Annotated in this window: 12 protein-coding genes and 1 pseudogene; 5 read left to right on the top strand and 8 right to left on the bottom strand. The window is 41.6% G+C overall.

Going from position 1 to position 13,712, the window contains the following annotated elements:
• Window positions 1-20: 20 nt before the first annotated feature.
• Entirely contained in the window at window positions 21-1,130 is a 1,110-nt protein-coding gene (pheA, locus tag ACFN7Z_RS05180) for a prephenate dehydratase (RefSeq protein WP_004696123.1), read from the bottom strand.
• Window positions 1,131-1,586: 456 nt separating this feature from the next.
• On the opposite strand from pheA, the gene ACFN7Z_RS05175 reads away from it, so the two are divergent.
• Window positions 1,587-2,105, top strand: coding sequence for a DJ-1/PfpI family protein (locus tag ACFN7Z_RS05175; RefSeq protein ID WP_010327150.1), 519 nt, complete (start codon window positions 1,587-1,589; stop codon window positions 2,103-2,105).
• A gap of 55 nt (window positions 2,106-2,160) precedes the next feature.
• Here ACFN7Z_RS05175 and ACFN7Z_RS05170 read toward each other — a convergent pair whose 3' ends face one another.
• The 3 genes and pseudogenes from ACFN7Z_RS05170 to ACFN7Z_RS05160 all read right to left on the bottom strand — a co-directional run bounded on the left by ACFN7Z_RS05170 (window position 2,161) and on the right by ACFN7Z_RS05160 (window position 6,067).
• Entirely contained in the window at window positions 2,161-3,303 is a 1,143-nt protein-coding gene (locus tag ACFN7Z_RS05170; RefSeq protein ID WP_010327151.1) for an acyl-CoA dehydrogenase family protein, read from the bottom strand.
• Window positions 3,304-3,442: 139 nt separating this feature from the next.
• A pseudogene (locus tag ACFN7Z_RS05165) lies at window positions 3,443-4,593 on the bottom strand (IS4-like element ISAbe18 family transposase).
• 130 nt (window positions 4,594-4,723) lie between these two features.
• Window positions 4,724-6,067: a dicarboxylate/amino acid:cation symporter gene (locus ACFN7Z_RS05160; protein ID WP_004696118.1), complete on the bottom strand. Its 1,344-nt coding sequence runs from the start codon at window positions 6,065-6,067 to the stop codon at window positions 4,724-4,726.
• A 410-nt stretch (window positions 6,068-6,477) separates the two neighbouring features.
• On the opposite strand from ACFN7Z_RS05160, the gene ACFN7Z_RS05155 reads away from it, so the two are divergent.
• Entirely contained in the window at window positions 6,478-7,473 is a 996-nt protein-coding gene (locus tag ACFN7Z_RS05155) for a glycosyl transferase family protein (protein ID WP_010327152.1), read from the top strand.
• 28 nt (window positions 7,474-7,501) lie between these two features.
• On the opposite strand, the gene ACFN7Z_RS05150 is transcribed toward ACFN7Z_RS05155, so the two are convergent.
• The 3 genes from ACFN7Z_RS05150 to ACFN7Z_RS05140 form a co-directional block, all read right to left on the bottom strand.
• Entirely contained in the window at window positions 7,502-7,942 is a 441-nt protein-coding gene (locus ACFN7Z_RS05150) for a hypothetical protein (RefSeq protein ID WP_035330667.1), read from the bottom strand.
• A 93-nt stretch (window positions 7,943-8,035) separates the two neighbouring features.
• Window positions 8,036-8,302, bottom strand: a complete 267-nt coding sequence (locus ACFN7Z_RS05145) for a YeaC family protein (protein ID WP_010327154.1) — start codon at window positions 8,300-8,302, stop codon at window positions 8,036-8,038.
• 3 nt (window positions 8,303-8,305) lie between these two features.
• Window positions 8,306-9,244 carry an NAD(+) kinase gene (locus ACFN7Z_RS05140; RefSeq protein ID WP_004696112.1) on the bottom strand — a complete coding sequence of 313 codons (939 nt, stop codon included), beginning with the start codon at window positions 9,242-9,244 and terminating at the stop codon, window positions 8,306-8,308.
• A 151-nt stretch (window positions 9,245-9,395) separates the two neighbouring features.
• Between ACFN7Z_RS05140 and mrcB the strand changes: the two genes are divergently transcribed.
• Window positions 9,396-11,792, top strand: a complete 2,397-nt coding sequence (mrcB, locus tag ACFN7Z_RS05135; protein ID WP_010327156.1) for a penicillin-binding protein 1B — start codon at window positions 9,396-9,398, stop codon at window positions 11,790-11,792.
• Between the two features lie 21 nt (window positions 11,793-11,813).
• Window positions 11,814-12,362, top strand: a complete 549-nt coding sequence (locus ACFN7Z_RS05130) for a tetratricopeptide repeat protein (RefSeq protein ID WP_010327157.1) — start codon at window positions 11,814-11,816, stop codon at window positions 12,360-12,362.
• A 12-nt stretch (window positions 12,363-12,374) separates the two neighbouring features.
• Here the strand turns inward: ACFN7Z_RS05130 and ACFN7Z_RS05125 are convergent, their stop codons facing one another.
• Entirely contained in the window at window positions 12,375-13,274 is a 900-nt protein-coding gene (locus tag ACFN7Z_RS05125) for an NUDIX domain-containing protein (protein WP_010327158.1), read from the bottom strand.
• A gap of 150 nt (window positions 13,275-13,424) precedes the next feature.
• Between ACFN7Z_RS05125 and hemP the strand changes: the two genes are divergently transcribed.
• On the top strand, window positions 13,425-13,592 hold the full coding sequence (hemP, locus tag ACFN7Z_RS05120) for a hemin uptake protein HemP (protein ID WP_029575074.1): 168 nt from the start codon (window positions 13,425-13,427) through the stop codon (window positions 13,590-13,592).
• Window positions 13,593-13,712 lie beyond the last annotated feature (120 nt).

Genomic DNA, 13,712 nt, shown 5'->3' with positions numbered 1-13,712 from the left:
AAACCCAACCACCTTAGAGATTACAGTACTGCAATCGGGTATGAACCCAATACTCGAACTTCTTTCACAAGTGGACGAATCTCTTCAATCGCCGCTTTAACATTGTCTTGTTCCACATGACCTTCTAAGTCGATGAAGAAGACATAAGCCCATTTTTCAGGCAATGCAGGACGCGTTTCGATACTGGTCAAACTAATGTTGTGCTTTGCAAATGGTGCAAGGATTTCCAATAATGCACCTGCACGATCATGTGCAGAAATCAGCAATGACGTTTTATCATTACCGCTTTGCGGGATTCTTTCACGACCAATCACCAAGAAACGTGTAGTGTTCTCAGGATTATCTTCAATATTGCTGTGTAAAATTTCTAAGTCATAAATACTTGCTGCAACATCAGATGCAATAGCAGCCGAATGCCATTCAGTACGAATACGACGTGCCGCTTCAGCATTCGAGCTTAAAGCAACACGTTCCACACCTGGATAGTGTGCGTCCAACCATGCACGGCACTGCGCCAAAGTTTGCTGATGTGCATAAATTTGTTTAATACTGTCTTTACGCGTGTTTTCAGACACAAGAAACTGGTGATGAATACGCAATTCAACTTCACCAATCACATTTAAGTGTGAGGCTTTAAAACAATCTAAAGTATGGTTGACCACACCTTCTGACGAGTTTTCTACCGGCACCAAACCATAGTGGGCACTGCCTGCTTCCACTTCACGGAACACTTCATCAATGGTCGGTAAAGGACGAACTACAGCATCATGTCCAAAATGCTTCAACACCGCAGAGTGCGTATAAGTACCAACAGGACCTAAAAATGCAATACTTTGCGGTGCTTCTAGAGCCAAACATGCAGACATGATTTCACGGAACAAACGTGCCATGGTCACATCAGATAAAGGGCCTTCATTACGCTCCATAACATTCCGTAAAACTTGCGCTTCACGTTCTGGACGGTAAAACATTGGATTCTCTTCAGAAGCAAATTTTGCTTTTGCAACAGCTTCCGCCAGTTTCGCTCGACGGTTAATAAGTTGTTGAATCTGTTGATCAACAGAGTCGATATCCTGACGGATTTGGTTGAGGTCAAGAGAAGTCGTTGTGTTTTGATCGTCTTGGATCATTGTTATGTCGCCCTTCATATACATTGTGCAAACAGTATAACAATAGTTAGCTTTGAAATCTTGCGCAATAAGACTTTGCATGTTTCAGTGCTAAAAACATACAGTTGATTTAATCATCAAGTTTATCAATAAACTGCCCCAATAATAGACATCAATAAAACCACTGAGCCCTGCCTATTTTCTTCTTGCTGTTATGCATAGAACAACACTCAAGCAAAACACTAAGACGATGGTATTTGGGTCTTAACTCAACGCTTTTAAAGCTGTATCTAGATTTTGAAAATTTTTGCTACACCTTCACAAAAATCACCATTCATCCGTATTTCAGTGCGTTAGAATATCTTTTAAAATATGCTTTACTTAAGTTGACGTATTCATAACAAAGAGAGTATGCAGCAGCAGCGATTGCTCTATAGTCTCAATAAAACAAAACAATAATGAACTGTAGGTACTGTCATGCACAAAAAAATTGCAGTCTTGGTCACCTATGACTTTGAGGATGCCGAATATGCTGAACCCGTAGAAGCATTTCGAGCAGCTCGGCATAGTATTATTAACCTTGAAAGTCAGGCTGGCAAAATCATTTATGGCAAAAAGCGTAGAGCCTTTGTCACCATCGACCAAAGTATCGATGACGCCTCCGTACATGACTTCGATGCCTTACTCATTCCAGGCGGTTTTTCGCCAGACAACCTGTGCCAAGATGAACGCTATATCTTATTTGTCAGGCACTTTGCAAACACGCAAAAACCTATTTTATGCAGTGCTGATGCACCCAAAATTTTAATGCATGCTGGAGTTGTGAAAGGTAGACGCATGACGTGTATCCATCACCTTCATCAAGACTTAAAAGATGCAGGTGCCGTGCTGTATGACACAGGTGTTATGAATGACAATAATTTATACATTTCATCGCAAACCCAATATGACCTACCCGCCTTTATACAAGAAAGTTTATTGGTACTGAACCGATAAAAAAGAGCCTACTTGAGGCTCTTTTTAGACACATGTTTATATCAACACCTAAGGCTTAGCGGCCAAGTAAGCTACGTGCGACAATTTCTTTCATAATTTCATTGGTCCCGCCGTAGATGCGTTGAATACGTGCATCGACAAAGAAACGTGAAATTGGATATTCACTCATATAGCCATAGCCCCCAAAGAGCTGCAATAAATTATCTGCCACCTTCATTTGCATATCTGTTGAAAAACTTTTTAGCGCAGCTGCGGTTTCGACATCCAGCTTACCTTGCATATAAAGCTCAACGTTTTGATTATAAAAAGCAGCTGTAGCTTGTTCATCAATCTTAGCTTGAGCCAAAACAAAGCGTGTATTTTGAAACTGCGAAATATGTTGACCAAAGGCTTGACGCTCTTTGACGTATTGGATAGTGACATCTATCGAACCGCGAATTGCACCTATAGCCGTTGCTGCAATTGCTGTACGCTCTCGTGGTAGCTCTTGCATCAAATAAGCAAAACCTTGACCTGCTTGTCCCAATAATTGATCTTTCGGGACTTTCACATTGTCATAAAACAACTCAGAAGTATCTTGTGAATGCAGCCCAATTTTGTCGAGGTTGGTGCCTTTTTTAAACCCATCCAAATGGGTATCGACCAACATCAGCGAAACACCCTTTGCGCGGGCTTGCGGATCAGTTTTTACCGCCAACACCACAAGGTCGGCATGCTGCCCATTGGAAATAAAAGTTTTAGAGCCATTTAAAATATAATGCTCCCCTTGCAAAATGGCATTACTTCGCATGGCTTGCAAATCTGAACCCGCACCCGGTTCCGTCATTCCAATCGCACCGACCACTTCACCTGACACCATTTTAGGTAACCAGTACTGCTTCTGCGCTTCCGTTCCAATGTGCAAAATATAAGGCGCAGCAATTTCAGAGTGACAAGAAATACCTGTCGATAAAGCACTAAAACCCGCACGTGCCGACTCTTCCACCAACATCAGTGAATAATGCGTTGGAACACCATAACCGCCATATTCCTCAGGTACATCGACACATAAGAAACCATTTTCACCCAAGGCATTCCAGACTGAGCGCGGCATTAAGCCTTCTAGTTCCCACTGTTCATAGTGTGGAGCAATGTGTTCATTCATAAAACGGCGAAAGTTATCGCGAAATAGTTCTAGGTCTGCATCGTAATTCAACATGCTTCTTCCTTGTAGTGACGTTATTTTATTATTCAGCTCACATGCTAGCCATTTTTAAGGCAACTGTCATGAACGCATCAGGCCATTTTATATTCCAATAAAAAAGGAAGCCCTTGGGCCATTGCTGTCCCACAATTTTTCACAAGAGGAAGCTCAAATGAGCTTCCTCTTGTTTTATGGGTATTTTATCGGGTGAAAATAAAGCTTTTAAAGTTCTTCTTTCAAACAAATTCACTTGAATTATTCTGAGTAAACGTTGAACTGTCCAACCTGTTTTTCCTAAATGTTGAGCGAAACTCACCAATAAATAGGCGATCATCGCAATCCAGATTTGTGTCTGAATTGCGTTCCTGCTGCGGCCTAGAAACGCTTTTAATTTGAGATTCTGCTTAATCGCCTTAAAGAACAGCTCAACTTTCCAACGATCTTTATAAATCGCCGCAATGGTGGAGGCGGCTAAATGAAAGTTATTGCTGAGAAAGCTAAAGTGCTTGCCACTTTGCTGATCTCTATATTCAATTCTTCTTAACACTGGGGCTTTTCTTTTTAGGGCATGTGCGCTATTCAGCTGAATGGTTTCATCTTTTAGAATACCTTTGGATTCAAGCACTGGATGTTGCTGGATCACCTGATACACAGATTTAGGCCTAAAACGTGTGACAAATCCAATGTTTTGAGCAGTCAGATTTGCATACCATTGGTAATCGACATAGCCTTTATCAAAAACTACAATGCTGCCAGTAGGAAACTGGAATTTGCGGCCTTGTACCATGTCATTTCTTTGCCATTTTCAACTGCAACAAACTCAGGAATATCATTGCTGTGATTCAATCCTATACTGAGTTTCATGCTGGCTTTTGAGTCGTGAACTTTGGCCCATTCACATAGGGAAAGCGACAGGTCAATATGACTGGCATCCAAGGAATACAAGGGATTCTTAAAGCGAAATTTATGAGCTACTTTTGAGTGTTCATAGTATTTAAGCAACTTGTAAAATAGCTGTTGATACAAGGCAGCAGGCTGCTGCTCATTGATTCGTGCCAGCGTGCTTCGGGGAATAGACTTTGCTCCGAGATGACTTAGCTTTTCCTGTTGGCACTCCAAATTGGATTGAATATCTCTCAGACTTTGCCTACAAGAGAATTGAGACATCAATATGGCAATAAACTGATTCCACCGGGAAGCCGCTCTAAATTTCTGTCCAACATGGTGTACTTTAGCAAGTTGTTCAAAATCCTGTCGCACAACAGGTTTAATTAGCTCATGAAATACGGTATTCTGATGTGACAAAACCTGAATCCTGGTCGTTAAAGTGTTTGTTTGCACTCATATTTTAACTGTTAGGACTCAGGTTTTTTTATTTAAAGCAAACTATGGGACAGCAGTGGCCCTTGGGCTTCCTTTTTAAGATGAACTGAAATTATGCGTGAGCATTTTCTTCAACAGCCATCAAGCGGTCTACTTCTTCTGGATTTGCAAGTGCGAAGTTTAATTTTTCTTGGTCTAACTGACCGACCCATTTCGCAACAACAATCGTTGCCAATGAGTTACCCACCAAGTTGGTTAAGGCACGTGCTTCAGACATGAAACGATCAATACCTAAAATGAGCGCAAGACCCGCCACTGGAATATGGCCAACGGCTGACAAAGTCGCTGCCATCACAATAAAGCCCGAACCTGTTACACCTGCAGCACCTTTCGATGAAATCAATAACACACCCAATAAAGTCACTTGGTGCATAAGATCCAGCTGAGTATTGGTCGCTTGTGCAATGAAAATTGCAGCCATTGTCAGGTAGATTGAGGTACCGTCTAAGTTAAATGAATAACCTGTTGGAATAACCAAACCAACCACTGACTTTTCACAACCTGCAATTTCAAGCTTTTTCAGCATACGCGGTAAAACCGACTCTGAAGATGAGGTACCCAGTACGATCAACAACTCTTCGCGAATCATACGAATCATTTTCAAAATACTGAAGCCACAAAGACGTGAAATTGTGCCTAAAACCAAGAAAATGAAAAGTAAACAGGTAATGTAGAAACAGATGATCAACTGAGCAAGTTGCGCCAAGCTACCAATACCATATTTACCAATGGTATATGCCATTGCACCAAAAGCACCAATTGGAGCAAGTTTCATGATCATGTTTACAATGTTAAAGAACACATGAGAAATTTGATCGATGAACTTCAGTACAGGTTTACCTGCATCACCCAACTTATGTAATGCAAAACCAAACATCAAGGCAAAAAGTAGCACTTGCAGGATTTCACCTTCAGCAAATGCACCAACTACGGTGTTTGGAATAATATGCATAAAGAAATCGACAGTCGATTGCTGCTGACCAGATTCAACAAACTTTGAGATACCAGAAGTATCTAATGTTGAAGGGTCAACGTTCATGCCCACACCTGGCTTCCAGATGTTAATGACCAGTAAACCGATCAATAGTGCAATCGTCGATACAATTTCAAAGTAAAGTAGCGCAACACCGCCTGTTTTACCCACAGACTTCATACTTTCCATACCCGCGATACCACTCACGACGGTACAGAAAATTACTGGCGCAATAATCATCTTGATCAGCTTAATAAAGCCTTGACCTAGAGGATAAAAAAGCTCGCCCCAGCCAGGTACATATTTTTCAACGCCATTGATAACTTGCGTACCACTAGGGAAAAAATGTCCTACTAAGATACCCGCAATAATCGCGACAATAACTTGAAAATATAGTGACTTATAGATTGGTTTCTTAGTCATAACGAATACTTCTGTAAATCAAAAGACTGAAAAAAATCGGTATACCTATACTTCCTCATAGGTAGTTGGCTTTCTGATAAACACAAAAAAGCCCACAGTTTGGACCGCATCCAAACACCGGGTAAAAAATCATGGTGTACAAACAACAGCACTGTGACAAAAATCACAGTTCATTCACATTTACTGCAATGGGAGAGACTAAAAACTAGCGAGTCACAATTATTGGGTAAATTTTACCTAACATTCTTTAATCAAAGTAAACTGATTTCAATCATAATGTATAAAATCTAAACAATATGACTTATACTTTAGTCTAATAGTGGAAAATTTATTTAAAATTAAAAGTGCTGTTTTTTTTGATTGTTCCACTAAAATAGCACAACACAGCCTTCACTTACTTTGGTTTTTCCATGAACAACAAAAGAAATATTTATAAAGATGCTGAGCACCCTTTTGCCCAGTTTGTTCGCATTATTGGCAAAGGGAAAAATGGGGCACGCTCACTCAGTTATGAAGAAGCTTACCAAGCCTTTGATATGATCTTGAAAAATCAAGTGTTAGATGTACAGCTCGGTGCATTTCTGATGCTACTACGAGTTAAGGAAGAGTCTGTAGATGAACTGGCAGGCTTTGTTCAAGCCACACGAGATCAACTGCCGTTCACGCCTTTAGAGGTCGATTTAGACTGGTCTTCTTATGCAGGCAAGCGTAAACACTATCCATGGTTTCTCTTAGCGGCACTGACTTTAGCTAAAGCAGGTTATAAGGTCGTGATGCACGGAGCATCAGGTCATACCATTAACCGTATTTATACTGAACAGGTATTAGAATATCTCGATTTTAATATTTGCCAAACTCAAGCAGATGTGGAACAGGAATTAGCGAAGTGTAATTTTGCGTATTTACCGCTGCACGCCATCTCCCCGATTTTAAGTGACTTAATTTCACTACGAAATGTTATGGGTCTTCGTTCACCCATTCATACACTTGCGCGCTTGATCAATCCATTTAATGCTAAAGCGACCTTGCAAGCTATTTTCCACCCTGCCTATCGTGGTTCGCATCAGCAAGCAGCATTTAAACTGGGCTATCAAAATAGTGCGGTCATTAAAGGTGAAGGCGGCGAATTTGAACGTAACCCAGATGCCAAAACACTGATCTGCGGCATTAAAAATGGTGAACTCTACGAACATGAGCTACCTAAACTCACCGACAACCGAAGCCCAATTGAAGAAGAGTTAGATTTGGCTGAGTTTAAAGCAGTTTGGCTGGGTGAAAAACAGCATGAATATGGTGAAATGGCAGTGACTGAAACCATTGGCATTGCGCTCTATACCATGGGAGTGTGCGATACGTATGGCGATGCCATGCAACAAGCCAAGCAGCTTTGGCACACCCGTTTCTAAGCTGAGAGGACAAACAAAAGCGTGAACGTTATTCGTCACGCTTTTCGACCCAGTAAAAGTCGGCCCAGTAAGGATAATGCTTTCCTAAAGAATGAATATTTCTGAGATTCAACTGATCACCAATATGAATGTCGATTTTTTGAGATTCATGATGGCCAGATAAATAAACATCTTTTTGTTGTCCAATGAGGCTTGAACAATAGAGTTGATGTCTTTTTATCTTTTTCGATGCTTCGCCTGCATAGGCGTTATGGATCTTTATTCCAATCAATAACATCGGATAACCATCATTTTTCATTGATGTGTATTGTGTGACGGGATTTTGAAAATTTTGACTCGGTAAAACAAAAACATCTAATAAACATTCAATTTTGCTTGCATCACTTATTGGCTCTGCAAATACATTGCTCGAAATTACAGTAATGAAGAACAAACTGAGTCGAGTGAGCTTTATTATTTTTATAAGCATAATGATTGAAACAGTTTTGAAGGTTATTCTTTTAAATTGAGTTGTTGAATCACCAAGCATCTGTTGCTGAGCGATTCAACGTATTTTAATCAATTAAATAAAACGAATAGGTTTAAATTCTGGTTCAGGCTCATGAGAATCACACTCCTCTCCTTCTTCTTTATGCCCTTTATCGATATAACCCGTACGTTCTTTTTCAGGAGTATTCTGATGCTCCCAAGCAATAACGGCTTGCATACAAGTTTGACGTTGTTCAGCAGTCAACGCAACGCCATTTGGCCATTTACCAATTTCTACAGCTGTTTTTAAACGCTCAACAATATCGGCATCTAAAATAGAAAGCATCTGTTCAATATTCATGATTTAATCCTGTTGAAAAGAGTCAAAATCTTGGTTCCACCCAAGTTTAGTTCGGCATGACATATAAAAATCATAACCCGGTGGATGTAATAAATTCAGTTTAAAGGGGTGCTTACGAATATGTAAGCTATCACCCACATTGAGTGAAACACTGTGTTGACCATCGGCACTGACCATCGGCAAGACACGGTTTTCACGAATCAGAAGCTTAATTTCACTGTGTCCACCCACCACAATCGGGCGTGAAGACAAGGTATGTGGATGCATCGGTACCAAAGCAATCGCATCCATCCCCGGATGCACGATTGGGCCACCACCTGACAACGAATAGGCTGTTGAACCCGTAGGCGTCGATACAATCAAACCATCACTGTGTTGACGGTAGACATATTGACCATCGATATTCAGTTCGAAGTCAATCATATGCACCGACTTACCCGAGTGTAGTACCACATCGTTTAGGGCAATCGCATCATAAATCGTCTCGCCCTTTGAGCGAATTTCCATTTCCAATAAGAAACGACGATCTAACTGAAACTCACCTTTTAAAACTTGATCGAGCTTAAAAATCACTTCAGTCGGCTTGATGTCGGTTAAAAAACCCAAACGCCCTCGGTTTACACCCATTACAGGAGTATTAAATTTAACCAAGGCACGTGCAGCATGCAGAAGTGAGCCATCCCCGCCCACCACAATCACCAAATCGACCACTTCACCCAGAAGTGCACGACTCACCGTTTGTGTATTTTTATAAGGAACCAGTTCAGCGGTTTGCGCATCAAAAACGGGATGTAACCCTAAGCTGAGTAGATGATCATGAATAAGACATAAGGTTTCGACGACTGAAGACTTATCTGGACGTCCAATTAAGCCTATGTTTCGAAATGTTTTATGTGAAATTTGCACCTGCAACATCGCTCCGCTACGATTCCCGCCTATCATAACATTATTTATTTAAATTGATTCAAAAACTAAAGTGACTGCTCCTACTCGCGGAATTGTCTATATTTCAGTTTGTTCACAGTTTAATTATTGCAAATTAGCGAAAAGCTTCGCATGATTAGCACAATTTCTCAGGATCTTATTCGTATTTATGAAGTCAGAACGTGGCATAGGTTTAATTGCACTGATCTTCTGCATCTTAGTCATTGCAGCATTCTTGGTGTTTAGTATTTATTTAATAAGACTCGACTCCGTTGTACGTGACAAGTTTGAAGGCAAGCGCTGGGACATTCCTGCGAAGGTATTCGCACGCCCACTCGAAGTGTATACCAATGCCCCTGTCAATCAGGCTGACTTCACTCAAGAGTTAAAACTTTTGGGCTATAAGTCCTCGGAAAACTATACCAAATCAGGGAACTTTGTCAGTTCTGGCAATGAGCTATATGTACATACCCGTGGCTTTGACTTCGGTGATAGTGTCGAGCCTGAACAAGTGCTTAAAGTCACCTTTGCCAATGAGCAAGTGGCTGAAGTCAGTGCAACTAAACCCTCATCTACAGGGATTGCACGTTTAGAGCCGATGCTGATTGGCGGGATTTATCCGCAGCATAATGAAGACCGTGTCCTGATTAAACTCGACAAAGTCCCTAAGCCTTTAATTGAGGCTTTAATTGCAACAGAAGATCGTAATTTCTATAGTCACCACGGCGTTTCAATTCGTGGTACGGCACGTGCGATTGTGAGTAATGTAACGGGTGGAAAACGTCAAGGTGGTTCAACACTGACCCAACAGTTGGTGAAAAACTTCTACCTCACCCCTGAAAAAACCATTAAGCGTAAAGTCAATGAAGCATTTATGGCATTATTGGTTGAGTTTCACTATGACAAAGATGAAATTTTAGAAGCCTATCTCAATGAAGTGAACCTCGGGCAAAACGGCAACTATTCTATTAATGGTTATGGTTTGGCTTCACAGTTTTACTTCGGCATGCCTTTGCGTGAGCTAAATATTGCGCAACAAGCTTATTTGGTGGGTTTGGTACAAGGTCCAACCTTATATAACCCTTGGCGTAACCCAGAAGCTGCGAAAAAGCGCCGTAATATTGTTTTAAACAATATGTTGGTCATGGGCTATCTGACCCAAGAACAATATGAAACTGAAACAGCTCGCCCTTTAAATGTGATTGCCAAACCGACTCTCGGCCCTTCACGTTTCCCAGATTTCTTAGACATTGTACGCCGTCAGTTACGTACCGAATACCAAGAAGGTGATTTGACCAACCAAGGTCTACGCATCTTTACAACGCTCGATCCAATTGCACAAACCAAAATTCAAGATGCGTTTAAATCGACTGTTGGTCGCTTAAGCCGTGGTTCAAGTCGTCTAAAAGAGCTGCAAGGTGCGGTGTTGGTTGCTCATCCTGAAAATGGTGAATTGGTTGCAGCTGTTGGTTCAACCCAAGACTTTACTGGTTTTAACCGTGCACTCGATGCCAAACGTCAAGTCGGTTCACTACTTAAACCGGTGATTTACCTCAGTGCGATTCAGTCGGGACGTTACAACTGGGCCAGCCCAATTGAAGACAGTAGCATTAGTATTCAAGCCAATGGTAAAGCATGGACACCCAAGAACTATAGTGGTGGCGAACACGGCGTTGTACCAATGGTACAGGCACTGTCTAATTCATATAACTTGTCAGCAGTTCGCCTTGGTCAAGAGTTTGGTTTATCGACGTTTAGTAACCACCTAAAACGTTTTGGTGTGACCAGTAACATCCCAACCTATCCATCCATTTTCTTGGGTGCGGTAGACATGTCTCCGATGGAAATGCTCAGCATTTATGGCAACTTTGCCACAGGCGGTTTTAAGTATCCGACTAAATCCATTCGTACTGTTGTCGATCAAAATGGTCGCTTGCTGACCCGTTATGGTTTAAATGTCCAACAAACCATTGACCCTGCTTCTGCCTATGTCCTGAACTATGGTCTACAACAAGTGATGACCTCAGGTACAGGTCGTTCAGCTTATAACACTCTACCGAACTCGCTTCAGCTTGCAGGCAAATCTGGAACCACCAATGACACCCGTGACTCATGGTTTGCAGGTTACTCGGGCAATTATGTTTCTGTGGTTTGGCTAGGTTTAGATGACAATAAACAAACTGGCTTAACAGGTTCTTCAGGTGCGTTGCCAGTGTGGACAAGTGTAATGAGCCAGCTGCGTCAAAAACCAGTCAACTTACGCCAACCGGATGATGTGCAATGGCATTGGATTGATCGTGGCACGGGTTATCTTGCCGCGCAAGGTTGTGAGGGTGCAATGTATATTCCCCTCTTGCGAAACACCGTACCACGCAAAGCAACCACATGTGGCTTACCGCATTATCAAGTTGAACCCACTTACAATCCTGAAACAGATGGTTACCAAGCTACACCTGAACAAGGCGACAGCATAGACAACTATATTCGTGAAAGTGAATCGAACATGCAGCGTAACTTAGAAGATGAGACGCAAGTCATTTCGAGTGGTAGCTATCAACCTGAATAAATAGGACGGATTTAAATTTTGATGTGGTTTAAACGTTTAAGTATCTTAGCAACCATCGTGACTGTGGCAGGCTGTCAAAGCCTCCCACAGCCATCTGAAAAAAAGATACCTGAAAAGCCGACACAGGCGGATAAAGAGCAGAAAACACCCTCAGGAGTTACAATTCACCCTTATGACCGCGAAGAAATTCAACGTCAGAAGATTGTGATTCCTGAGCAGAAAAGCAAACAACAGTTTGATGATGGGCGACAGCTTCCTGCTTTTAAAAGTCTGATGCAAAAAACACAAACGGCCTATCGCCAAGGCCAGTGGAGTCAAGCACAAAGCTACGCCATGCAAGCACAGCGTTTAGCACCACAGTCGAGTGAGACCTTTTTGTATTTGGCTTTAATTGCTAATCAACAAAAACAACCTGCAAATGCGGAATCGCTTGCACGTCGCGGTTTGAGTTATGCCCAAAGCAATGCCATGAAAAAGCAGCTTTGGAGCGTTATCTTAAAAGCAGGTCAAATGCAGAAGAATCAGAAAACCATTCAACAAGCCCAAACAGCAATCAAAAGTCTGTCTTAAAAGCACGCTCCGTTAGATGGAGCGCTGCCCTGCTATACCATAAGCACCATAACTGTTTGCCTTGGCTAAATCGGCTAAATGTAAGCCGCCGAGAGCAAAAATCGGGATATGAATCTCTTCTGCAATCAAGCTTAACTTCTCCCAACCCAAAGTTTCACTATTGGGGTGGCTGAGTGTTTCAAGTACAGGGCTGAGTAAAAGAGCATCACAGCCAATTTCTTGTGCATGTTCAGCACTGCTACGGTCATGACAGGCCGCTATATAACGCTGCCCAACATTTAGCTCCCCTTTACTCAATTGCATCAGTTGAGATTGTTTCAGGTGTATGGCCGCAACTGCCTGCTGTTGTAGTGGATTTAAACCTTTCCATAGTTCTATATTTACAATCACCCGTGCCAATTGCTCTACACTCAGTTCTGCAATTTTTAAAATATGTTCAGGAGTCGCAGGCACTCGCCAATACAGCACTTGTTGTTCAGGCAAACCCTTCAACAGATCGATTTGATCTGAAATTTTAATCACGGGTGCAATATAAAGTCGCTTCAAAATGGCCTGATTAGCTTTTGGAAAGTTAAGATCTTGTAATTCGGCACGCTTGAACCACGCCCATGGTGAGTGAATGTCTGCCAATAGATGATTTGATACTGTGGTATGAAATAAATGCAAATTGACAATCACATCGTCATATTCAAACTGAATACAGTCAAAAGCATGCCAATCTTGTATATCAACTCCAACTTCCTCTAAGACTTCACGGCGACAGGCTTGTTCAGGCGTTTCACCTGCTTCCACCTTCCCTCCAGGAAATTCGTGCTTATTGCCCTGATGCTGTTCCGCCTGCCGCCAACCCACCAACACTTTGCCTTGATGTAAAAGGATGGCTATAGCGACTTGAACCAAAGGTTTTGACATAATCAGATTCCATTTCAGATGTGTGGTGTATTGAGTGACTGCATGTAACGATATTGAAGTTTTTTATATTTTCAGCGAGAAAATGTTGACAGCCTCATTCGATAATGATTATCATTTAAATCGTTCAACATATACCACGGAGTCGCCAGAATGAACGCACCATTTAGCTTATTTACTCGTAACGAAACAGCCCTTTCACTACCAATGCTACACTCAAACAACTTATTTGCCCTAGGCCGTGAAATTCGCATTATGCATGCTGGAGAAGAGTATCGTCTACGACTCACTCGCAATAATCGACTCATTCTTACCAAATAAGAACTATAAAAACCCAATAACAATAATCGTGGAAACAAGCAGTATGTCAGCGCGTACTGCTTTTTAATGTCTTTAAGTTTGATCATTTATGCTGTTTTTATCACAGATCACAATCTGCAT

Origin of the sequence: Acinetobacter sp. P1332 (genome assembly GCF_044057475.1) — a bacterium.
In the GTDB taxonomy this organism is placed as follows: domain Bacteria; phylum Pseudomonadota; class Gammaproteobacteria; order Pseudomonadales; family Moraxellaceae; genus Acinetobacter; species Acinetobacter johnsonii.
The sequence above is the reverse complement of the archived record's forward strand: the minus strand, read 5'-3'. Positions and strand labels throughout refer to the sequence as shown.